Origin of the sequence: Williamsia sp. DF01-3 (assembly GCF_023051145.1) — a bacterium.
In the GTDB taxonomy this organism is placed as follows: domain Bacteria; phylum Actinomycetota; class Actinomycetes; order Mycobacteriales; family Mycobacteriaceae; genus Williamsia.
On sequence record NZ_JALKFS010000005.1, the window covers coordinates 2,547,839 to 2,568,087 of the forward strand.

At 65.5% G+C, this 20,249-nt stretch carries 18 protein-coding genes; 12 read left to right on the forward strand and 6 right to left on the reverse strand.

Features of this window, described 5'->3' with window-relative positions; all coding sequences use genetic code 11:
• Positions 1-52: 52 nt before the first annotated feature.
• Genes MVA47_RS14165 through MVA47_RS14175 form a run of 3 tightly spaced genes read right to left on the reverse strand, consistent with a single transcriptional unit; the run spans position 53 to position 3,379 of the window.
• Positions 53-1,648: an AMP-binding protein gene (locus MVA47_RS14165; protein WP_247210787.1), complete on the reverse strand. Its 1,596-nt coding sequence runs from the start codon at positions 1,646-1,648 to the stop codon at positions 53-55.
• A gap of 52 nt (positions 1,649-1,700) precedes the next feature.
• Positions 1,701-2,546, reverse strand: a complete 846-nt coding sequence (locus MVA47_RS14170; RefSeq protein ID WP_247208403.1) for a lysophospholipid acyltransferase family protein — start codon at positions 2,544-2,546, stop codon at positions 1,701-1,703.
• The gene (locus MVA47_RS14175) at positions 2,543-3,379 is read right to left on the reverse strand and encodes a triacylglycerol lipase (RefSeq protein WP_247208404.1); all 837 of its coding nucleotides are present in this window, start codon (positions 3,377-3,379) and stop codon (positions 2,543-2,545) included. Before MVA47_RS14175 ends, MVA47_RS14170 begins: the two co-directional genes overlap by 4 nt.
• 158 nt (positions 3,380-3,537) lie before the next feature.
• On the opposite strand from MVA47_RS14175, the gene MVA47_RS14180 reads away from it, so the two are divergent.
• Positions 3,538-3,858 carry a hypothetical protein gene (locus MVA47_RS14180; protein WP_247208405.1) on the forward strand — a complete coding sequence of 107 codons (321 nt, stop codon included), beginning with the start codon at positions 3,538-3,540 and terminating at the stop codon, positions 3,856-3,858.
• Between the two features lie 7 nt (positions 3,859-3,865).
• On the opposite strand, the gene MVA47_RS14185 is transcribed toward MVA47_RS14180, so the two are convergent.
• Positions 3,866-4,666: a DUF305 domain-containing protein gene (locus MVA47_RS14185; RefSeq protein WP_247208406.1), complete on the reverse strand. Its 801-nt coding sequence runs from the start codon at positions 4,664-4,666 to the stop codon at positions 3,866-3,868.
• A complete protein-coding gene (locus MVA47_RS14190; RefSeq protein WP_247208407.1) occupies positions 4,666-5,583 on the reverse strand; it encodes a DUF3105 domain-containing protein in 918 nt (305 codons plus the stop codon). The genes MVA47_RS14185 and MVA47_RS14190 overlap by 1 nt, the downstream gene beginning before the upstream one ends.
• Before the next feature lie 156 nt (positions 5,584-5,739).
• On the opposite strand from MVA47_RS14190, the gene argS reads away from it, so the two are divergent.
• The 6 genes from argS (at position 5,740) to rho (ending at position 14,716) form a co-directional block, all read left to right on the forward strand.
• On the forward strand, positions 5,740-7,392 hold the full coding sequence (argS, locus tag MVA47_RS14195) for an arginine--tRNA ligase (RefSeq protein WP_247208408.1): 1,653 nt from the start codon (positions 5,740-5,742) through the stop codon (positions 7,390-7,392).
• Positions 7,389-8,813, forward strand: coding sequence for a diaminopimelate decarboxylase (gene lysA / locus MVA47_RS14200; RefSeq protein ID WP_247208409.1), 1,425 nt, complete (start codon positions 7,389-7,391; stop codon positions 8,811-8,813). The genes argS and lysA overlap by 4 nt, the downstream gene beginning before the upstream one ends.
• The gene (locus MVA47_RS14205; RefSeq protein ID WP_308280550.1) at positions 8,810-10,138 is read left to right on the forward strand and encodes a homoserine dehydrogenase; all 1,329 of its coding nucleotides are present in this window, start codon (positions 8,810-8,812) and stop codon (positions 10,136-10,138) included. The genes lysA and MVA47_RS14205 overlap by 4 nt, the downstream gene beginning before the upstream one ends.
• Positions 10,131-11,210: a threonine synthase gene (thrC, locus tag MVA47_RS14210; RefSeq protein ID WP_030174308.1), complete on the forward strand. Its 1,080-nt coding sequence runs from the start codon at positions 10,131-10,133 to the stop codon at positions 11,208-11,210. Before MVA47_RS14205 ends, thrC begins: the two co-directional genes overlap by 8 nt.
• A gap of 93 nt (positions 11,211-11,303) precedes the next feature.
• Positions 11,304-12,260, forward strand: coding sequence for a homoserine kinase (thrB, locus tag MVA47_RS14215; protein WP_247208410.1), 957 nt, complete (start codon positions 11,304-11,306; stop codon positions 12,258-12,260).
• Between the two features lie 308 nt (positions 12,261-12,568).
• A complete protein-coding gene (gene rho / locus MVA47_RS14220; RefSeq protein WP_247208411.1) occupies positions 12,569-14,716 on the forward strand; it encodes a transcription termination factor Rho in 2,148 nt (715 codons plus the stop codon).
• Between the two features lie 97 nt (positions 14,717-14,813).
• Here rho and MVA47_RS14225 read toward each other — a convergent pair whose 3' ends face one another.
• Entirely contained in the window at positions 14,814-15,509 is a 696-nt protein-coding gene (locus tag MVA47_RS14225; RefSeq protein ID WP_247208412.1) for a DUF3105 domain-containing protein, read from the reverse strand.
• Positions 15,510-15,818: 309 nt separating this feature from the next.
• On the opposite strand from MVA47_RS14225, the gene rpmE reads away from it, so the two are divergent.
• The 5 genes from rpmE (at position 15,819) to MVA47_RS14250 (ending at position 20,103) form a co-directional block, all read left to right on the forward strand.
• Complete coding sequence (gene rpmE, locus MVA47_RS14230) at positions 15,819-16,055, forward strand: 50S ribosomal protein L31 (protein ID WP_062800230.1); 237 nt, start codon at positions 15,819-15,821, stop codon at positions 16,053-16,055.
• Between the two features lie 115 nt (positions 16,056-16,170).
• Positions 16,171-17,247 (forward strand): peptide chain release factor 1, encoded by a 1,077-nt coding sequence (prfA, locus tag MVA47_RS14235; RefSeq protein ID WP_247208413.1) that lies wholly within the window; start codon positions 16,171-16,173, stop codon positions 17,245-17,247.
• On the forward strand, positions 17,244-18,110 hold the full coding sequence (gene prmC, locus MVA47_RS14240) for a peptide chain release factor N(5)-glutamine methyltransferase (RefSeq protein ID WP_247208414.1): 867 nt from the start codon (positions 17,244-17,246) through the stop codon (positions 18,108-18,110). The genes prfA and prmC overlap by 4 nt, the downstream gene beginning before the upstream one ends.
• Before the next feature lie 53 nt (positions 18,111-18,163).
• On the forward strand, positions 18,164-18,817 hold the full coding sequence (locus MVA47_RS14245; protein WP_062800338.1) for an L-threonylcarbamoyladenylate synthase: 654 nt from the start codon (positions 18,164-18,166) through the stop codon (positions 18,815-18,817).
• Positions 18,818-18,993: 176 nt separating this feature from the next.
• The gene (locus MVA47_RS14250; RefSeq protein WP_247210790.1) at positions 18,994-20,103 is read left to right on the forward strand and encodes a glycosyltransferase family 4 protein; all 1,110 of its coding nucleotides are present in this window, start codon (positions 18,994-18,996) and stop codon (positions 20,101-20,103) included.
• Positions 20,104-20,249 lie beyond the last annotated feature (146 nt).

Genomic DNA, 20,249 nt, shown 5'->3' on the forward strand with positions numbered 1-20,249 from the left:
GGGGTGCGGGGCGCGTCATCGGCGACTTACCCAAACTGTTCCGCGTTTGTCATCACGCGGGTCCGGTGAGTTCGCGTTTGACCACCTTGCCGGTGGCGTTGCGGGGGAGGGCGTCGAGGAACTCGACGTCGCGGGGCACCTTGAAGCCGGCCAGTTGGGACTTGACGTGTGCTTTGAGATCGTCGCAGGAAGCATCCTCCCCGGGCTTGAGTACCACGTAGGCCGCCAGCCGTTGTCCGTATTTCTCGTCGTCGACTCCGAGCACTGCAGCTTCAAGGACCGAGGGATGGGCGTTGAGTGTTTCCTCGACCTCCAGTGGGTAGACGTTCTCGCCGCCCGAGACGATCATGTCGTCGTCACGGCCGACAACGAACAATCGACCGTTCTCGTCCAGGCGGCCCACGTCGCCCGACAACATGAAGTCGCCGTGGAAGTCCTTGGAGTCACCCGACGTGTACCCCTCGAAGTGAGAGTTGCTGAAGACGGCTATCTTTCCCACTTCGCCGACGGGCAACTCGTCGAGGTTGTCGTCGAGGATCCGTACCTCGGTACCGGCTGCGGGCCGGCCGGCAGTGTCTGTCGCAGCGCGCAGGTCCGCAGGTGTCGCCGTACTGATCAGGCCCGCCTCGGTGGCGTTGTAGCTGTTGTAGACCACATCACCGAACCGATCCATGAAACCGGTGACGGCGTCGGCCCTCATCCGCGATCCGCTGACCGTGGCGAAACGCAGTGAGCTCAGCTGGTAGTGGTCGAGGACCTCGGACGGCAGATCCATGATGCGTTCGAGCATCACCGGCACGAGCGCGAGACCGGTGGCCCGGTGCTCGGCAACCAACTTCAGCGTTGCCTCCGGATCGAACTTGCGGCGCATCACCACGGTGCAGGTCATCGTCCCGGCCACGGCGAGCTGCCCGAAGCCCCAGGCGTGGAACATGGGCGCCGCGACGACGATCTTCTCTTCCGCCTTCCATGGGATGCGGTCGAACATGGCCGCGAGCGCCCCGGCGCCCCCGCCACCGGAGCGGCGTGCGCCTTTGGGGGTCCCGGTTGTACCGGAGGTCAGCAGGACGATACGTCCGGGGGAATCAGGACGTCCCGGACGTTTTGCGCCGCGATGCTTGTTGATGAGCCCTTCGACGGTGGGGGCGTCGGTGCTGCTGTCGGTCCACGCGATCACTTCGGCGAGATCCTCGACGTGCGAACGGGCGTGGGCCACGAGATCGGCGAACTCTTCGTCGTAGATGAGGACGCCGGTGTGCTCGCGAAGGAGGACCTCCGTGAGCTGAGGGCCCGAGAACCCGGTGTTCAACAGGAGCGAGTCGGCACCGAGTTTTGTTGATGCCAAGAGGCTTTCGACGAGGCCACGGTGGTTGCGGCAGAGGATGCCGACGGTCTGGTCGGGCTCTCGCCGCAGGTCGCGCAACGCCGTGGCGAGAGCGTCGCTACGGGTGTCGAGCTGCGCCCACGTCAGGCTGCCCAGTTCGTCGACGAGGGCAGTGGCGTTCGGCCGCCGCACTGCTGCCAACCCGAGGCCGGTCATCGGTGTGGTGCCCTGACGCCAGATCACGAGTCCCATCCGCAGGTACTTGTCCGGGCGCAGCGGGGCGAGCATGCCACTGCGGACGAGTACCCCGATGGTCCACAGCATCCGGCGAATCCGGCCTATCAACTCGGTCACGACGTGGCTCCTGATCCTGTGGTCATCCGAGCACCGGGAAGCGGCGTGCCCGGGCCATCTCATCCAACGTGGACTGCATACGGTCGCGGACCACGCGATCGACTTCGGCGATGTCGGGGTCGGTTCCGAACTCCGCGACGATGTCGATCGGTTCGAGCACCCGTGTCTCGATCTTGGTCGGCATCGGCAGGTTCGGAGGGAACTGCAGCGACAACCCGAACGGGAATCCGAAGGACAGCGGGGCGAGCTTGGTCCGCATGAGTTTGTCGAGACGCAGGAGCTTCGCGAGATCCTCACCGCGGCTGAGGAAGATCTGGGCCTCGTGTCCTCCGATGCTCACCACCGGGACGATGGGAACCCCGGCCTCGAGAGCCGTGCGCACGTACCCCGTACGGCCGTTGAAGTCGATGCGATTGGCCGAGGTCGACGGCCGGAACACGTCATAGTCGCCACCGGGGAAGACAATCGTGACGCCGCCGCTGCGGAGGAGCTGATCGGCGTTGCGGCGATTGGCCGGAACGAAACCGGCGCGAGCGAACAGTTGTTTTCCCTGGCCGATGAACAGCATGTCGTGGGCCAGCACGTACAGCGGGCGCTCACTGCCGAAATGATCGAAGAACTCCACCGCGATCACCGGAACGTCCATCGCGAGGAGACCTCCGGAGTGATTGGACACCAGCAGCGCTCCGCCATCGGGCACGTTCGCCATGCCCTTCACCTCGGACCGGAACCAGCCCTTGACCGCCAATCGCAGGATCGGGATCAACCGGGTCACCCAGGCTCCGTCGCGCAACTCCCAGAGTTCTTCGTCCGACTCTGCGACTGTGGGCTCGTCGCCGGACTCGCCGGCCGTCTTGTCGGTGCTCATGCGGTCTTTCTCAACGTCGGGGCGCTCACCGATGGACCGAGGAGGGTGTGACGAACACACCGCGCCCAATCGAAAGGTTCTGGCGCAAGCGGGTTCTGGGCCAGTCGATCAGCGAGCACGCTCAGGGCCAGGGGATTGGAGACCAGCCCGATATGGCTGCTGAGAACGGCGATGTTCTCGCAGTTGTCGTCCTCGTCGAGTGCACAACTACGCCAGTTGAGTATCCCGTCGGTCTTGGAATAGATCGCCGTACATCGGACGGGCAGCGGTCCTCGGAGGGTGTCGACGATCTCTCGCGCGTTGTCGACAAGGCCGTACTTCCGTGCGGCGTGCTCGAACATCGCCGTCGTCCTGGTCACCTCGCCCTCGGGTCGCCACGGGGACCCCAGGCAGATCACCTGCCGTACCGCGTCGGGACGTTCGTGGCCCAGCCACCGGGCGAGCAGGCCGCCGAAACTCCAGCCCACAACACTGACCGGCACGCCATAACGTTGGTGAAGTCGGTCCAGTCGGTCGGGTAGCCCCTCGACGATGTGGTCGGTCAATCCGAAGTTACGGCCGAGGTGCCATCCGTGGGCTCGGTAACCGAGACCGCGCAGATGGGAACGCATCCTGTTGGTGAGACCGTCGGTTGCGTAGAAACCGGGGATCACCAGCACCGGACGTCCCTCGCCCACACCGTGGCTCGGGAGGATGGCGTCCACCACCGCCGATGTGGGGTACTCGACCATCACGCGAGCCAGTTCGAGCGCGGTCAGCGCGAGGGGCGGTTTCGGAAACCGCTCTGATGACAGGGCGGAGTCATCGTCACGTCGTTCTTCGAAGTCGTACATACACCATCCCCGAGCCGTGTGTGGATGGTCCCATACTAGAACGTGTTCTCGTTTTCCGTTGCCATATCGCCAGGCAGTGGTCGGACTACGCAGGCGGGGGCGCTTTTCTTACCTCCGGCGTAATCGTTTTCGACCACCGAAGCGGTGACCCTGGAGGCATGGATACCGATCGACAAAACGCAGTCACGACCACTTTGCCCGGGGCGCCACGCTGGTTACGGGCGGTCCTGATCATGGATCGGGCAGGCTCGTCCTGGTACATCGGACTCGGGTTCCTGTTCGCCCCGCTGTTGGTGGTGCTCGATCCGTGGCCGCCACTGGTCACCGCGGCCTGGATTGCCATCGGGGTGTTCGGCCTGTGGCTGGGCGTCCTGGGCATCTTCATGGCGACCGGCCTGGCGCTGATCCTCAAGTCCGGCCACACCGTTCCCGAGGAGTACTGGCGATCGGTCTTCGAGGACTTGCCGCGCAGCCGGTGACCTGCGACTAGTTCATCGGAAGAGGTTGCGCCGCTCGGGATTCGAGCATCTTCGTCATCGTGTCCGACTCCGATTGCTGGACGTTGACCATCTGCTGGGCGAGTTGCCGGACGAACTCTTCCTGGACGTGATCGCGCTCGGCCGCGAACTCCATCATCTCGGTCCCGCCCTGATGATGTCGCAACATCAGTTGCAGAAAGAAAGTGTCCAGTTCGGCGCCTTGGAGCGTCCGCAGCTTTGTCATCTCCGCGGTGGTCGCCATCCCCGGCATCGGGGGTGAACCGGGCGCCCTCGGCCCCATCGACATGCTCGACTCAGTGCTGCCCCCGTGACCGTGCCCGTCACTGTGACCCTGCATCCAGGCCATCGCCTCGTCGGAATTGTCGAGGGGATAGTCCCAGCGGGTCAGCCACGACTGCATCTGGCCGATCTGGTTGGTCTGCGAGGTGAGGATGTCGTAGGCGAGCGACTGCACCTGCGGGTCGCTTCCGCCGTACAACTCGATGGTCGCCATCTCCACAGCCTGCTGGTGGTGACGGATCATGTCCTGCGCGAAGCCCACCGCAGCCGAGTCCTCGGCGGGCCTGTTGTTGTCGTCGCCTTCGAAGCTGATGCGAAGCAACAGGCCGACGACCACACCGAGCAGCAACATCGCGACCGCACCGAGCACCAGCATCGCCGGCAGCTGTCGGCGATGTGCGCCAGAAGCGGAGGTCTGCTCGGCCTCAGCCGCTCCGGTGCCGGTATCCGACCGGGTCTGAGCCTGTTCGGGGGTGTTCGAGTCGGTGCCGGACTCCGAGTCGTCCATCAGCCCGCAGGGGTGGCCGGGACGGGCTGCGCCGGGGTGGCCGGAGCGGTGGTCATCGGCTGCTCCGGTGCGACCAGTCCCTCCTCGGTGGCGGGGGTGGTGCCGGTGCCGTCCATGGGAATGGCGTCAGCGGGGATCGGGCCGACGTCGGCCGGGGGCGGGTTGTTCGGATCGAACGCGCCGGGCGTCGCCGCGCAGGAGGCCCCGATCTCGGGATACGCGGTGGCGTCGGGCTGGCCGGGGTACACGCCGCTGTTCGAGTTCTGGCGCAGGGCCTCGATGAACTGGTCGACGCGTTCGTCGCCTGCGGAGTCGAGCTTGAGCTGATGACCCCACGACTGCAGCGAGATCGGCGTGTCCAGGCCCGGGTAGGGCGACATCAGCATGTACGACTCGCCCTCGACCTTGTCCTGCAGGATGTCGAGGTCGCCGGGAGCGATGGTGTCCGGGTTGTAGGCGATCCAGACCGCGCCGTGCTCGAGCGCGTGGACGGCGTTCTCGGTCCGCAACTGGTTCGGGTAGACGATGCCGGTACACGCGGCCCAGACCGCGTCGTGAGGTCCGCCGAACGGAGGCGACTGGTCGTAGGCCACGCGCTGCGTCGGCTGCACGTGCTGACCGGCCGGGTAGTAGATCTTGGTGACGCCGTCGATCTTGTCCGAAGGGTCGGGATTGGACGACGACGGTGTGAACTTCGCGACTTCGCGCTGATCGAGATACTTGGGCACCAGGTACGCGGCCAGTCCACCGACGAGCGCGATGATCACCACCACTGCGCCGATGGTCATCCACGGGATCTGCCGTCCGACGCCCCCCGCCTTCACCACGGGGACCTGCCCGGCCTTTTTCTTGCCGGACTTACCTGCGGTGGACGGTTTCTTGGGAATCTTGTTGCCCTTTTTATCGGCGTCGGCCATGGATCTCTTTCGGTGCAAAAACTGGGGTGAGCGAACGAGTGCGTGCCGGCATGTGAACCGGCGACCGACAGTGTACTTGTGTGCGTCGACGGCAATCGCTGTGCAGGGAGACGGCGATTGTCAATGATGAGGTGCGGGCCAATAGGATGGTGCATCGTGACCCCCGCCGACCTCGCGGTGCTGCTGCATGCCGCCACCTCAACCGTCCTCACCGACCACGGACTCGACCCGTCCGCGCTGCCGGAGAGTGTTGTCGTGGAACGGCCGCGCAATCCCGAGCACGGCGACTACGCCACCAACATCGCGCTGCAACTCGGTAAGAAGGTCGGCGTCAACCCGCGTGAGCTGGCCGGATGGCTTGCCGCTGAGCTCTCCAGTCGTCAGGGCATCGCCACCGCCGAGATCGCCGGACCCGGGTTCGTGAACATTCGACTCGCCGCCGACGCCCAGAACGTGGTGGTCGCCGGCGTGATCGAACGTGGTGCGGCCTACGGGACCGGGACAACTCTCGACGGGCTCCGGGTGAACCTCGAGTTCGTCTCGGCCAACCCGACCGGTCCGATCCACCTCGGCGGCACGCGGTGGGCTGCCGTGGGCGACGCGCTGGGCCGGGTTCTCTCGGCCGAAGGTGCCGCGGTCACCCGCGAGTACTACTTTAACGACCACGGCGCACAGATCGACCGGTTCGCGCGGTCGCTGGTTGCCGCGGCACTCGGTGAACCCACCCCGGAGGACGGGTATGCCGGCGCCTACATCGGTGAGATCGCGGCACAGGTGCTCGACGCCGCGCCCGGCGCTCTGGACCTCCCGGAGGCAGAGCGGCTCGAGACATTCCGTGCCCGAGGCGTCGACCTCATGTTCGCGCAGATCAAGGCAAACCTGCACGAGTTCGGCACCGACTTCGACGTCTATACGCACGAGAACAAGATGTTCGAGAGTGGCCAGGTCGACAAGGCAATCGCCGAACTGAAGGCAAACGGCAACCTCTACGAGAACGACGGCGCCTGGTGGCTGCGGTCGACCGCGTTCGGTGACGACAAAGACCGCGTGGTCATCAAGAGTGACGGCGAGGCGGCGTACATCGCAGGCGACATCGCGTACTTCAAGGACAAGCGTGACCGCGGGTTCGATCTCTGTATCTACATGCTCGGCGCCGACCATCACGGTTACGTCGTCCGGCTCAAGGCTGCGGCCGCGGCGCTCGGCGACGACCCCGACCGCTTGGAGGTACTGATCGGGCAGATGGTCAATCTCGTCCGCGACGGGCAGCCGGTGCGGATGAGCAAGCGAGCGGGCACGGTCATCACCCTCGACGATTTGGTGGACGCGGTCGGTGTGGACGCCGCCCGCTACTCACTCATCCGGTCGTCCGTGGACGTGAACATCGACATCGACCTCGACCTCCTCGTCAGCCAGTCGAACGAAAACCCGGTCTACTACGTGCAATACGCGCACGCCCGCCTCGCGGCGATCGGCCGCAATGCCGAGGCACTGGGTCTCACCGCCTCCACCGACCACCTCGAGCTGCTGGTGGATCGGGCCGAGGGCGACCTGATCCGTACGCTGGGAGACTTCCCCGCAGTGGTCGCTGCTGCCGCGCAATTGCGTGAGCCGCACCGTATCTGCCGGTATCTCGAGGCGCTGGCGAGCACGTATCACAAGTTCTATGACCGGTGCCGGGTCCTGCCTCAGGGCGACGAGGAACCCACCGATCTCCACGCCGCACGGTTGGCTCTGTGCGGCGCCACCCAGCAGGTCATCGCCAACGGTTTGGCGATGGTCGGCGTGAGCGCACCGGAGCGAATGTGAACGCACACCCCGCCGGACCACGGCACGCGGAGGTCGTGGCGGCACCGCACCTGGCCGAAAGGCCCAATTCTTCAGAGGAACTCGCGCAGTTGCCGGAGGCGATCTACCCGCAGGGCACCGATCGCGACGGGAACGGTGTCGCGCAGATCGGCGGCATCGCGGTCACCGAGCTGGCCGAGAAATACGGCACCCCACTGTTTGTCATCAACGAAGAGGACTTCCGGGCGCGATGCGCCGAGATGGCCAAGGCGTTCGGATCGGCGCAGCACGTCCACTATGCGTCGAAGGCGTTCCTGTCCACCGAGGTCGCGCGCTGGGTGCATTCAGAGGGTCTCTCTCTCGATGTGTGTTCGGCCGGCGAGCTGACGGTGGCGTTGCGTGCGGGCTTTCCGGCCGATCGGATCGCCCTGCACGGCAACAACAAATCGCCGTACGAGCTCGAACTCGCGGTCACCTCGGGCGTGGAGCACGTGGTGCTCGACTCCATGATCGAGATCGAACGTCTCGATGAGATCGCCGGCCGACTCGGCGTGGTCCAGGACGTCCTCATCCGGATCACCGTGGGTGTGGAGGCGCACACCCACGAGTTCATCTCCACGGCACACGAAGACCAGAAGTTCGGCTTTTCGCTGGCCGGTGGCACGGCGATGGACGCGGTCCGACGTGTCTTCGCCACCGACAACCTGCGACTGGTGGGGCTGCACAGCCACATCGGTTCGCAGATCTTCGACGTGGGTGGTTTCGAGCTGGCCGCCCACCGTGTCCTGTCCTTGCTGCGGGACGTGGTCTCGGAGTTCGGTGTGGACAAGACCGCCCAACTCTCGATCCTGGATCTCGGTGGGGGACTGGGTATCTCATACCTGCCCTCTGACGACCCGCCTCCGGTGCAGGAAGTCGCCGACAAACTCGCCGCCATCGTCGAACGTGAATCGGCCGCACTGGGCCTACCCACTCCGACCATCGCGGTGGAACCGGGTCGCGCGATCGCCGGTCCGGCCGGGGTCACGCTGTACACCGTCGGCACGGTCAAGGACGTCCAGCTCGGGCCGGGCGGAGCTCATCGCCGTTACGTGTCCGTCGACGGTGGTATGAGCGACAACATCCGCACCTCGCTGTACCAGGCCGAGTACGACGTCCGGCTGGCGTCGCGGGTCTCCACTGCGCACGCTGTGGTCAGTCGGGTGGTCGGAAAGCACTGCGAGAGCGGCGACATCGTCATCCGCGACTGCTGGCTTCCCGACGATGTCGGCCCCGGGGACGTGCTGATGGTGGGCGCCACCGGCGCCTACTGCTACTCGATGTCGAGTCGCTACAACATGGTCACCCGACCCGCCGTGGTCGCCACGCGGGGAGGCGACGCGCGAGTGATCCTGCGTCGTGAAACTGTCGAAGATCTACTGAGCTTGGAGGTGAACGAGTGACGGACAGCCGAATCAACGACAACGGGGCCCGCGCCATCGGCGTTGCGGTACTCGGAATGGGAAATGTCGGTACCGAGGTGGTTCGCATCCTCACCGACAACGCCGCTGATCTGCAGGCACGGGTCGGCGCCCCACTGGAACTGCGCGGTGTCGCCGTCCGGAACCTCGATGTTCCTCGTGACGGGGTGGATCCGGCCCTGCTCACCGACAAACCGGAAGACCTCGTTGCCCGCGACGATGTCGACATCGTTGTCGAACTCATCGGCGGCATCGACCCGCCGCGGATGTTGATCCGCGAATCGCTGCAGAGCGGTAAGTCCGTGGTCACCGCCAACAAGGCGCTGCTCGCCGATTACACCGGCGAACTCGCCACTGCCGCAGCCGGGGCGAAGGTCGATCTGTATTTCGAGGCGGCCGTGGCCGGCGCCATCCCGGTGATTCGCCCTCTGATGCAGTCGCTCGCGGGTGACACCGTGAACCGTGTCGCCGGAATCGTCAACGGCACAACCAACTTCATCCTGTCCGCGATGGACGCCGACGGCAGTGACTACGAGGAGACCCTCGCAGAGGCAGGCCGACTCGGCTACGCCGAGGCCGACCCGACGGCCGATGTCGAGGGCTACGACGCGGCGGCGAAAGCAGCCATCCTGGCGTCGATCTCCTTCCACTCGAGGGTCACCGCCCTCAATGTCTACCGCGAGGGCATCTCCAAGATCACCGCTGCCGACCTCGTCTCGGCGCAGGCACTCGACTGCACGGTGAAGCTGCTGTCGATTTGCGAGCGGATCGTCGGTGAGGATGGGCAGCAACGGATTTCGGCCCGCGTGTATCCGGCTCTGGTACCGCTCGAACATCCTCTGGCGGCGGTCAACGGCGCTTTCAACGCGGTCGTCGTCGAAGCCGAGAACGCCGGCCGGCTGATGTTCTACGGACAGGGTGCCGGTGGCGCACCCACCGCATCGGCGGTGTTGGGAGACCTGGTGATGGCTGCGCGCAACAAGGTGCACGGTGGTCGTGGCCCACTGGAGTCGACGTACGCGTCGCTGCCGATCGCCCCCATGGGTGACGTGCGGACCCGGTACTACGTCTCGATGCGCGTGGCGGACCGCGCCGGGGTGCTCGCAACAGTCGCCGGAGAGTTCTCCTCCCGGGGCATCAGCATCTCGACCGTTCGCCAGGAAGGCGCCGGTGACGACGCCCGGCTCGTGGTGGTCACCCATCGCGCACCTGATGCGGCATTGTCCGAAACCGTTGCGGCACTGGAGAAGCTGGAGGCCGTCCTGAGCGTGTCCAGCGTTCTCCGACTGGAGGGAACCAATGAGTGAGTCTGTCGCCGTGCACCGCGCGTGGCCGGGATTGATCGAGGCGTACCGCGACCGATTGCCTGTCAAGGACGATTGGAAGGTGGTCACCCTGCTCGAGGGTGGCACGCCGTTGATCGCCGCACCGCACCTGTCCGAGATCACCGGGTGCGAGGTGTACCTCAAGGTGGAGGGGCTCAACCCGACCGGCTCGTTCAAGGACCGCGGGATGACGATGGCTGTGAGCAACGCCGTCAACAACGGGAAGACCGCGGTGCTGTGCGCGTCCACCGGGAACACCTCGGCCTCGGCCGCCGCGTACGCAACCCGCGCAGGCATCACGTGCGCGGTCCTCATCCCCGAGGGCAAGATCGCAATGGGCAAACTCGCCCAGGCCGTGATGCACGGCGCGAAGATCATCCAGGTGCAGGGCAACTTCGACGACTGCCTCGAACTGGCTCGCAAGGCCACCGCCGAGTGGACCGAGATCGAGCTGGTCAATTCGGTGAACCCAGCCCGCATCGAAGGTCAGAAAACCGCCGCCTTCGAGATCATGGATGTGCTCGGCAGGGCCCCTGATGTGCATGCGTTGCCGGTGGGGAACGCGGGCAACATCACCGCGTACTGGAAGGGCTACACCGAGTACCACCGCGACGGTGTTGTCGGGTCGACCCCTCGCATGCTCGGCGTGCAGGCGGCCGGCGCGGCCCCTTTGGTCACCGGCAAGCCGGTCAAGGATCCCGAGACGATCGCCACCGCCATCCGGATCGGCTCACCCGCCAGCTGGAACCAGGCAGTGGCCGCCAAGGACGAATCGGGTGGTCAATTCCGGGCTGCCACCGACGAGAAACTCCTCGAGGCCTACCGGCTGATCGCGGGTCACGAGGGTGTCTTCGTCGAGCCGGCGTCGGCCGCCAGTGTCGCGGGACTTCTTGCTGCCCGTGAAGAGGGCTGGGTGGCTGCCGGCGAGCTCGTCGTCTGCACGGTCACCGGCAACGGCCTCAAGGATCCCGACACCGCGTTGGCCGGCATCCCGCCGGTGGAGGCCATCCCGGTTGATCCGGTGGCTGTCGCACGCGCGCTGAATGTGGGCTGATGGGAACCGATCATGACGGTGTGGGCAACGCGGACTGATGAATCCTCTGGCGATGACTCGCACGTTGCTGGGCTCCGTCGCGAAGGTGTGGACGTGAATCCCGTTCTGCCTGCGGGGGTCCAGGCGCAAGCGCGTGTTCCCGCGTCGAGTGCCAATCTGGGCCCCGGGTTCGATTCTCTGGGTATCGCTCTGGGCATCTACGACGACATCTCCGTCACCGTCGGTGGCGACGCACTGCGCATCACCGTCAGCGGCGAAGGTGCCGAGGGAGTACCGCTCGACGAGCGACACCTGGTGGTTCGGGCGATCAATCGGGGGCTGGCGGCGGCCGGCGTCACGGCCCCGGGCCTGGACGTCAAGTGCCGCAACAGCATTCCCCATGCCCGTGGTTTGGGGTCGTCGGCGTCCGCGGTCGTCGGGGGGCTGGCGGTCGCCGCCGGCCTGGTCCGCGCAGCCGGCCTGGGAACACAACTGTCCACCGAGGCGTTGATCCAGCTGTCCTCGGAGTTCGAAGGCCATCCGGACAATGCCTCGGCGAGTGTGCTCGGTTCGGCCGTCGTCTCCTGGTCCGAACCCACTGCGGGTATCCACACCTCGGACGTCGCGGGGGATTCGCCGGCACTCAACTATTTCGCGAGGTCGCTCGAGATGCATCCAGCTATTCGCGCCTACGCCATGATTCCGCAGGTCGAGTCGTCGACCGCAGTCACCCGTGGGTTGTTGCCGGACGCTGTGTCCAGGGCGGATGCGGTGTTCAATGTCAGCCGCGCGGCCCTGGCCGTGGTGGCGTTGACGACCGAACCCCAATTGCTGATGGCTGCGACCGAGGATCGACTGCACCAGGACTACCGGGCCCCGGTGATGCCTGCGACGGCCGCACTGGTGCGATGGTTGCGTGAGCGGCGGGTACCGGCCACCGTGTCGGGCGCCGGGCCCACCGTGCTGGCGCTGACGGCGTCCGAACTACCAACTCAGACTCGCGACAAGGCAGCTGAGCTGGGATTTGTTCTGCAGGAAGTAGAGATTGCACCCGGAGTAGTCGTACACTGACGACGGCGGGTGCAACTTTGATTGATTCGCAGCTTGTGAACACGCCGCAATCTGTGGGTGTTGCCCGAACTACTGATCCTGGTTAGCATGTACCCGTCCAGCCGCGGATGTTTTCACCCGAGCGTGCTTCTCATCGGATGTCAACTCGAATCACAGCCCGCGGGCGCCAGTCCGTGAAATATAAAGCGCGGCAAACGACACACGCCTCATAAGACCGCTGAAAAACTAGCGGCACCTCTCACCTGGGCTCCGGGTGCGAGAACTTTGGCCCTCGCGAATCTACCGGCGGGGGAAGGAAAGGATATCCGTTGACGGATACGGACCTGATCACTGCACCGGGCTCGGAGAACACGCTCGACCTCGGTGGAGTTGACACTCCGAAAGCCGAACGTCGTCGTGGGACCGGGCTCTCGGGAATGGTTCTGACTGAACTTCGTGGCCTGGCGGGAGAGCTGGGCATCAAGGGCACGTCGGGTATGCGCAAGAGCGACCTGATCGCGGCCATCAAGGAACGCCAGAGCGGCGGGGCGTCGAGCGCACCTGCCACCAAGAGCAAGGCCGCCTCGAGCAAGGCGCCCGCAGACAAGACCTCGGCAGGACCGGCGCCGTCGGAGGACGCGCCGACTGCCTCTGCCGAGAAGCCGCAGGTCAAGGCTGCCTCCGCCCCTGCGGAACCCGCCGCCGAAGCAGCGACGAAGACCACCGAAACCACAAAGGTCGAACCCGAGCAGGCGGCCACCACGGCGCCCGCCGTGGAGAAGGCCGCGCCGAAGACCGACGAGTCTTCCCAGGACGGTGACCAGGCAGACGGCAACGACCAGCGGCGGCAGCGTCGTCGTGGTCGCGACGGGCAGGCCGCAGGTCGGGACAATCGCGAGGGTCAAGGCCGGGACAACCAGGGCCGTGAGAGCCAGGGCCGGGAAAGCCAGAGCCGCGAGGGTCAAGGCCGCGACAATCAGATTCGCGAGGGTCAGAGTCGCGACAACCAGGGCCGCGACAACCAGGGCAGCGGCTCGAGCCGCGAGGGCCAGGGCCGCGACAACCGCAACCGCGACGACCAGGGCAACCGTTCGGAGCAGGGAAACCGCTCCGAGCAGGGCAACAGGAACCGCAACCGCAACGATCAGGGAAGTGGCCAGAACAGCGGCCCCCGTGACAACCGCGACAACGGGCCCCGTGACGACGACGAGGACGGCGACGGCCGCGGCGGTCGCCGGGGACGCCGTTTCCGTGAGCGCCGTCGGGGACGTGACCGCGGCGAAGGCGGCGGCGGCGGCAACGAGCGTGAGCCACAGATCTCCGACGACGACGTGTTGCAGCCGGTCGCGGGAATCCTCGATGTGCTGGACAACTATGCGTTCGTTCGTACGTCGGGCTACCTTGCCGGACCGAACGACGTCTACGTGTCGATGAACCTCATCCGTAAGAACGGGCTGCGTCGCGGTGACGCGATCACCGGGGCGGTCAAGGTCCCGCGCGATGGTGAGCAGTCGAACCAGCGCCAGAAGTTCAATCCGCTGGTCCGGCTCGATTCGGTGAACGGCGCTGACGTCGAGACCGCCAAGCGCCGGCCGGAGTTCAACAAGCTGACCCCGCTGTATCCGAATCAGCGTCTTCGCCTGGAGACCACCAGCGAGCGCATCTCCACCCGCGTCATCGACCTGGTCATGCCGATCGGCAAGGGACAGCGTGCACTGATCGTGTCGCCGCCCAAGGCCGGTAAGACGACGATTCTGCAGAACATCGCCAACGCCATCTCGATCAACAACCCCGAGTGCTACCTCATGGTGGTGCTCGTGGACGAGCGGCCCGAAGAGGTCACCGACATGCAGCGGTCGGTGAAGGGTGAGGTCATCGCCTCCACCTTCGACCGCCCGCCGTCAGACCACACCTCGGTGGCCGAGCTGGCGATCGAGCGGGCCAAGCGTCTGGTCGAAGACGGCAAAGACGTTGTGGTGCTGCTCGATTCGATCACCCGGCTGGGTCGCGCGTACAACAATGCGTCGCCGGCTTCGGGCCGGATCCTGTCCGGTGGTGTCGACTCCACCGCGCTGTACCCACCCAAGCGTTTCCTCGGTGCTGCCCGCAACATCGAGAACGGCGGATCGCTCACCATCATCGCCTCGGCGCTGGTCGAGACCGGTTCCACCGGTGACACGGTGATCTTCGAGGAGTTCAAGGGCACCGGCAACGCCGAGCTCAAACTGGATCGCAAGATCTCCGAGCGCAGGGTGTTCCCGGCGGTCGACGTCAACATGTCCAGCACGCGTAAGGACGAGTTGCTGTTGTCGCCCGAGGAGTTTTCCATTGTGCACAAGCTGCGGCGCGTGCTTGCCGGCCTCGATTCGCAGCAGGCGATCGATCTCCTGGTGAGTCAGCTGAAGAAGACCAAGAGCAACATCGAGTTCCTCATGCAGGTCCAGAAGACCGCACCGGGGGCCATGGGCGACGACTAGTCGCCGGCTCGCGGCCACCGACTCCACCTGATCCCGTGGACCCACCCGTCACAGGGCGGGCCGAACGGGATGGGTGGGTTCGTTCGTGTGGCAGTGATCAGTTCTCCGGCAGGTTGCCGGGGCGTGGATCGAACGGTGGGGGATCGAGCTGATCGAACGCGCCGGACGCCGCGCACGTGGCCCCCGGTTCGGGGTAACCGGTCTCTTCGGGGGCTTCCGGGTAGACACCGCTCTGGATGTTCTGTTTCGTCGCGGTGATGAATTGGTCGATACGTGGGTCGTCGGCATCGTCGACCTTGAGCTGATGTCCCCACGACTGCACCGACACCGGTCGGTCCAATCCGGGGTAGGGCGACAGCAGCGTGTAGTCGACTCCGTCGACGCGCTCGGCGAGCGATTCCACGGCTTCGGCGTCGAGGTCTTCCGGGTTGTAGGTGAGCCAGACCGCTCCGTGTTCGAGTGAGTGCACGGCGTTTTCCGAACGGATGCCCGCGTTGTAGACCACCCCGGTGCAGGCGGCCCAGACCGCGTCGTGTCGGCCGCCGATGGGCGGGCTGAACGAGTAACGGACGCGATCGGTCGGGACCACGTGAAGAGCAGCGGGGTAGTACCTCTTCTCGACGCCTTCGATGTCGTCGGTGGGATCAGGATTGTCCGCCGATGGTCGGAAGCTCGACACCGATCCGGAGTCCGCCGACTCGGGGACGGGATCGCCGGAGCGCTCGGCCACACATCCTGTCGTCCCCAGGACCAGGATGGTCGCCGCCGTCGCAATTGTTCTTGACCTGGTCATCACTGTGCCTGCCAGCCGTATGTCGATTAACCCGGAGTCGTGACGAGGGAACGTCCGACGACGTCGATGGAACTTCACGTAGGTGGAATGTAGATGCCCGTTCGCGTGGAAGGAAAATCCCCGGAATGAAAATGGTTGTCGTGTCGTTCCAGTGACCGTGCCGCCAAGCATGGGCGCAGCGCCTTCTCCGATATTCCAGCGATTGGGAGATGGTATCGCTGCTCTGGCATACTGAACGGTCGAGTCCGGTTCCGGTTCACACCTTCGATCCGCGAAGGTGACCCGGCGACCATTGAAAGGGACACCAGAATGAAGCAGGGAATCCACCCCCAGTACGTCGAGACCACTGTGGTCTGCGGCTGCGGGAACACCTTCACGACCCGCTCCACCAAGGACAACGGTCGTATCAACGTCGAGGTCTGCTCGCAGTGCCACCCGTTCTACACGGGCAAGCAGAAGATTCTCGACACCGGTGGCCGCGTCGCACGCTTCGAGAAGCGTTACGGCAAGCGTCCGGCGAAGAAAGACGCTGCAGCCGAGAAATAGCTTGAAAGTCCGGCGTCTGGTCTGCCTTCGCGGCAGGCCAGGCGCCGTTTTCGTCGAATCACCCGGTTGACGCCATCAGCCGTCGGTCACAACTTTTCTCGAGTAGGAACAGGTCATGAGCAGCCCCGAGCCGTCCGCGATCGACGACATTCTCGCCGAGCATGCGGGCTTGCAGTCGCAGCTCTCCGACCCTTCCCTGCACGATGACCCCGCTGCCGCGCGCCGCGTGGGCAAGCGCTTCTCCGAGCTCGCGCCGATCATGGCCACGTACACCAAACTCCAAGCAGCACAGGACGATCTGCAGGCGGCACGCGAACTCGCGGCGGACGACCCGGCGTTTGCGGCCGAGATACCCGAGCTGGAGAAGACCGCCGCCGATCTCGACGCCACCCTCACCGACCTGCTGTCGCCACGCGATCCCCACGACGGCGACGACGTGGTGTTGGAGATCAAATCGGGTGCAGGCGGCGAGGAGTCGGCCCTGTTCGCCTCGGATCTGGCGCGGATGTACCTCAAGTACTGCGAACGGCACGGCTGGAAGGCCCAGACCCTCGGACTCACCGAGTCCGATCTCGGCGGGTACAAGGATGTCACCATCTCGATCAAGTCGAGAGGCGACGGTCCGGACGGGGTGTGGGCGCGATTGAAGTTCGAGGGTGGCGTGCACCGCGTCCAGCGCGTTCCGGTGACGGAGTCGCAGGGGCGTATCCACACCTCGGCTGCCGGCGTACTGATCTATCCCGAACCCGACGAGGTCGAGCAGGTGCAGATCGACGATTCGGATCTCCGCATCGACGTATACCGCAGCTCGGGCAAGGGTGGGCAGGGCGTGAACACCACCGACTCCGCGGTCCGGATCACCCACTTGCCCACCGGGATCGTCGTGACCTGTCAGAACGAACGATCACAATTGCAGAACAAGGCCCGCGCGATGCAGGTCCTCGCTGCGCGCCTGCAGGCGGCCGCGGAGGAAGCAGCCAACTCCGAAGCGTCGGAAGGACGTGCGGCGCAGATACGGACAGTTGATCGTTCCGAGCGGATCCGCACCTACAACTTCCCGGAGAATCGCATCACCGACCACCGGATCGGTTACAAGGCCAGCAACCTCGACGCCGTTCTCGCAGGCGACATGGACGCACTTCTCGACGCCCTCAGAACCGCCGATCGCCAGGCCCGCCTCGAGGCGGAGTGAACGCGCGCGAACATCGCAGGGCCGCAACGGCCGAACTGGCTGCCGCAGGCGTCCCCAGCCCGGACGTGGACGCAGCGCTTCTGCTGGCGCACGTGGCGGGCACATCCGTGGGCGGCCTCGTCACGGTCGACGAGCTGACTCAGGAGCAGGTCGACAGGTACCGCGCGATGATCGACCGGCGGCGCGCGCGTGAGCCCTTGCAGCACATCATCGGTCACGTCCAGTTCGGCATGGTCGATCTGGAGGTCGGCCCCGGGGTGTTCATACCCCGGATGGAAACCGAGGCGCTGCTGTCGTGGGCACTGGAGGCGATTGCCGACGTTGCCGAACCGGTGGTGGTTGACCTGTGCAGCGGAAGCGGTGCACTCGCGTTGTCCATCGCGGACGCTCGACGCAACGCCGTGGTGCACGCCGTAGAGATCGCCGACGAGCCACTCCGATGGCTTCACCGGAACCTCTCGCGGATGCCCGATCAGGTTGCGAATCGAGTGGAGACGCACCAGGGCGACGTTCGGGACCCGGCCGTTCTGACCGGCATCAGAGCTGATGTTGTGGTCGCCAACCCGCCCTACATACCCGAGACAGCCGAATTGCCGGTCGAGGTGATCGACCACGACCCGCACCTCGCACTCTTCGGGGGTGCGGACGGGATGTCGGTCATCGCTCCGATGATCGCCACCGTCGCCCAGCTCCTCGAGGCGGGTGGCAAAGTGGCCATCGAGCACGACGACAGCACGGGGCAGGCGGTGATCGAGGTGCTGACCGCCGATGGCCGGTTCGATTCGATCGGCCAGAATTACGATCTGGCCGGACGGCCGCGTTTTGTCACCGCCACCAGAACGACGACGTCCCGCCGCATCTGACCGGCGGGTACGTCGCGGATGGGGGCCAGGGGGACCATGCAAGGATGGGACCCGTGAGCACCACGTTCGACTGCAACGATCCCCATTCTCGAACGGCCGGTATCCGGGCCGCCGTCGGCGCCGCCAAAGGTGGCCGCCTGATCGTCCTGCCCACCGACACGTTGTACGGGTTGGGTTGCGACGCTTTCGATTCCGAATCGGTCAACAACCTCCTGGCCGCCAAAGGACGGGGTCGGGACATGCCCGTGCCCGTGCTGGTCGGCTCGTGGAGCACCATCGACGGCCTGGTGCTGTCAGTGTCGTCGATGGCGAGGGAACTGACCCGGGCGTTCTGGCCCGGCGGCCTGAGTCTGGTGGTCCACCAGGCTCCCTCGCTGGCCTGGGATCTGGGTGACACGCGGGGCACGGTGATGCTGCGGATGCCGCTGCACCCGGTGGCCATCGAGATCCTTCGTGAGGTCGGGCCCATGGCCGTCTCCAGCGCGAACATCTCCGGCCGACCGCCGGCGACCACCGCCGCCGAGGCCCGGGAGCAACTGGGGGAGTCGGTGGCCGTGTACCTCGATGGTGGACCGGCCGAGAAGGCGATGCCGTCGACCATCGTCGATCTCACGGACGTCAGTCCCAAGATTCTGCGCGAGGGTGCGATCAGTGCCGAGCAGATCGCCGAGGTGCTGGGCACCGGAGTCGAGAGCCTGCGTAGCTGAGTCGGCTCCGTCTCGCTGGCGGGTCCGGTCGACCGCTTGCGTGCTTTTCGAGCGCGCGCTAGTAGCGTTGACCCGTGTTCGCGGCCTATTCGAGTTCCCCTGAGAGCAGTGGTGTGCTGATCGCAGCGCAGTCCGGCCTCACGAGCAGTGGTGCAGGCGTCCCGCTGCGGGAGCTGATGCTCGTCGGGCTCGCCGCCGCCGTCATCACGTATCTCGCCACCGGTGTCGTGCGGGTCATCGCCACACGTACCGGTGCGGTGGCCGTTCCGCGGACCCGGGATGTCCACGCGATTCCCACGCCGCGTCTGGGCGGTGTCGGCATGTACATCGGTATGCTCGCCGGGATGGCTCTGGCCGGCGAGTTGCCAGCTCTGACAAGGGGTTTCGCATACACCGACGACATGAACGCCGTTGTCGTCGCCGGTGGGGTCATCGTGCTCGTCGGAATCATCGACGACCGCTGGGGGATCGACGCCTTGACCAAGTTCGTCGGCCAGCTGACCGCTGCCGGTGTCCTGGTGATCATGGGTGTGAGCTGGTATCTGCTGTACGTCCCGTTCGGCGACATCGGAACGGTGGTGCTGGACCCACTCCAGGCGGGATTGCTCACGATCGCGGTCACCGTCGCAACGGTCAACGCGATGAACTTCGTCGACGGCCTCGACGGACTCGCCGCCGGCCTGGCGCTCATCGCGTCATTGGCGATCTGCTTCTTCTCGCTGGGTCTGCTCCGAGACCAGGGCGGCGACGTCAGTTACTACCCACCGGCCCTCATCTCCGCCATTCTCGCCGGCGCATGCCTCGGTTTTCTGCCGCACAACTTCCAGCCCGCCCGCATCTTCATGGGCGATTCCGGCTCGATGCTCATCGGGCTGATGCTGGCCACAGCCTCGACCAGCGCATCGGGCCGGGTGGCCACCAATGCCTACGGCCCCGCCGATGTGTTCACGCTGCTGTCGCCGATCATCCTGGTGGCGGCCGTCATGTTCATCCCGATGCTCGACATGCTGATGGCGGTCGTAAGGAGGACTCGGGCGGGTGTCGGCTTCTACACCCCGGACAAGATGCACCTGCACCATCGACTGCTGGAGATCGGTCACTCGCACAGGCGCGTGGTGCTGCTCATCTACCTCTGGGTCGGGCTACTGGCCTTCGGAGCGGCTGCGAGCACGTTCTTTTCGGTTTCGGTAGTGGTACCGGTCCTGGCAGCCGGACTGGTCCTCGCGATGGTCGCCACCATCGTCCCGCGCCTTCGTCGACGACACCGCCAGGGCGCATCTGCCTGACCGGGTGGCGGTCGGTGGAACCGTGTCCAGTAATCTGTGCCGAAGTGCAGCCTAACCCGGACATTTCGGGTATGCGATGCGACGTAGTACTATCGTCTGTAGTAGCCGAATCACCAAGGTGAGAGCCGCAATCGCGGTCAACGCAC

Excerpts from the sequence above, each read along its gene's own strand:
- MVA47_RS14165 (WP_247210787.1), bottom strand. The coding sequence starts at position 1,648 with ATGCTGTGGACCATCGGGGTACTCGTCCGCAGTGGCATGCTCGCCCCG.
- thrC (WP_030174308.1), top strand. The coding sequence starts at position 10,131 with ATGAGTGAGTCTGTCGCCGTGCACCGCGCGTGGCCGGGATTGATCGAG.
- rpmE (WP_062800230.1), top strand. The coding sequence starts at position 15,819 with ATGAAGCAGGGAATCCACCCCCAGTACGTCGAGACCACTGTGGTCTGC.
- prfA (WP_247208413.1), top strand. The coding sequence starts at position 16,171 with ATGAGCAGCCCCGAGCCGTCCGCGATCGACGACATTCTCGCCGAGCAT.
- MVA47_RS14250 (WP_247210790.1), top strand. The coding sequence starts at position 18,994 with ATGCTCGTCGGGCTCGCCGCCGCCGTCATCACGTATCTCGCCACCGGT.
- MVA47_RS14185 (WP_247208406.1), bottom strand. The coding sequence starts at position 4,666 with ATGGACGACTCGGAGTCCGGCACCGACTCGAACACCCCCGAACAGGCT.
- MVA47_RS14180 (WP_247208405.1), top strand. The coding sequence starts at position 3,538 with ATGGATACCGATCGACAAAACGCAGTCACGACCACTTTGCCCGGGGCG.
- MVA47_RS14175 (WP_247208404.1), bottom strand. The coding sequence starts at position 3,379 with ATGTACGACTTCGAAGAACGACGTGACGATGACTCCGCCCTGTCATCA.
- MVA47_RS14225 (WP_247208412.1), bottom strand. The coding sequence starts at position 15,509 with ATGACCAGGTCAAGAACAATTGCGACGGCGGCGACCATCCTGGTCCTG.
- MVA47_RS14170 (WP_247208403.1), bottom strand. The coding sequence starts at position 2,546 with ATGAGCACCGACAAGACGGCCGGCGAGTCCGGCGACGAGCCCACAGTC.
- MVA47_RS14190 (WP_247208407.1), bottom strand. The coding sequence starts at position 5,583 with ATGGCCGACGCCGATAAAAAGGGCAACAAGATTCCCAAGAAACCGTCC.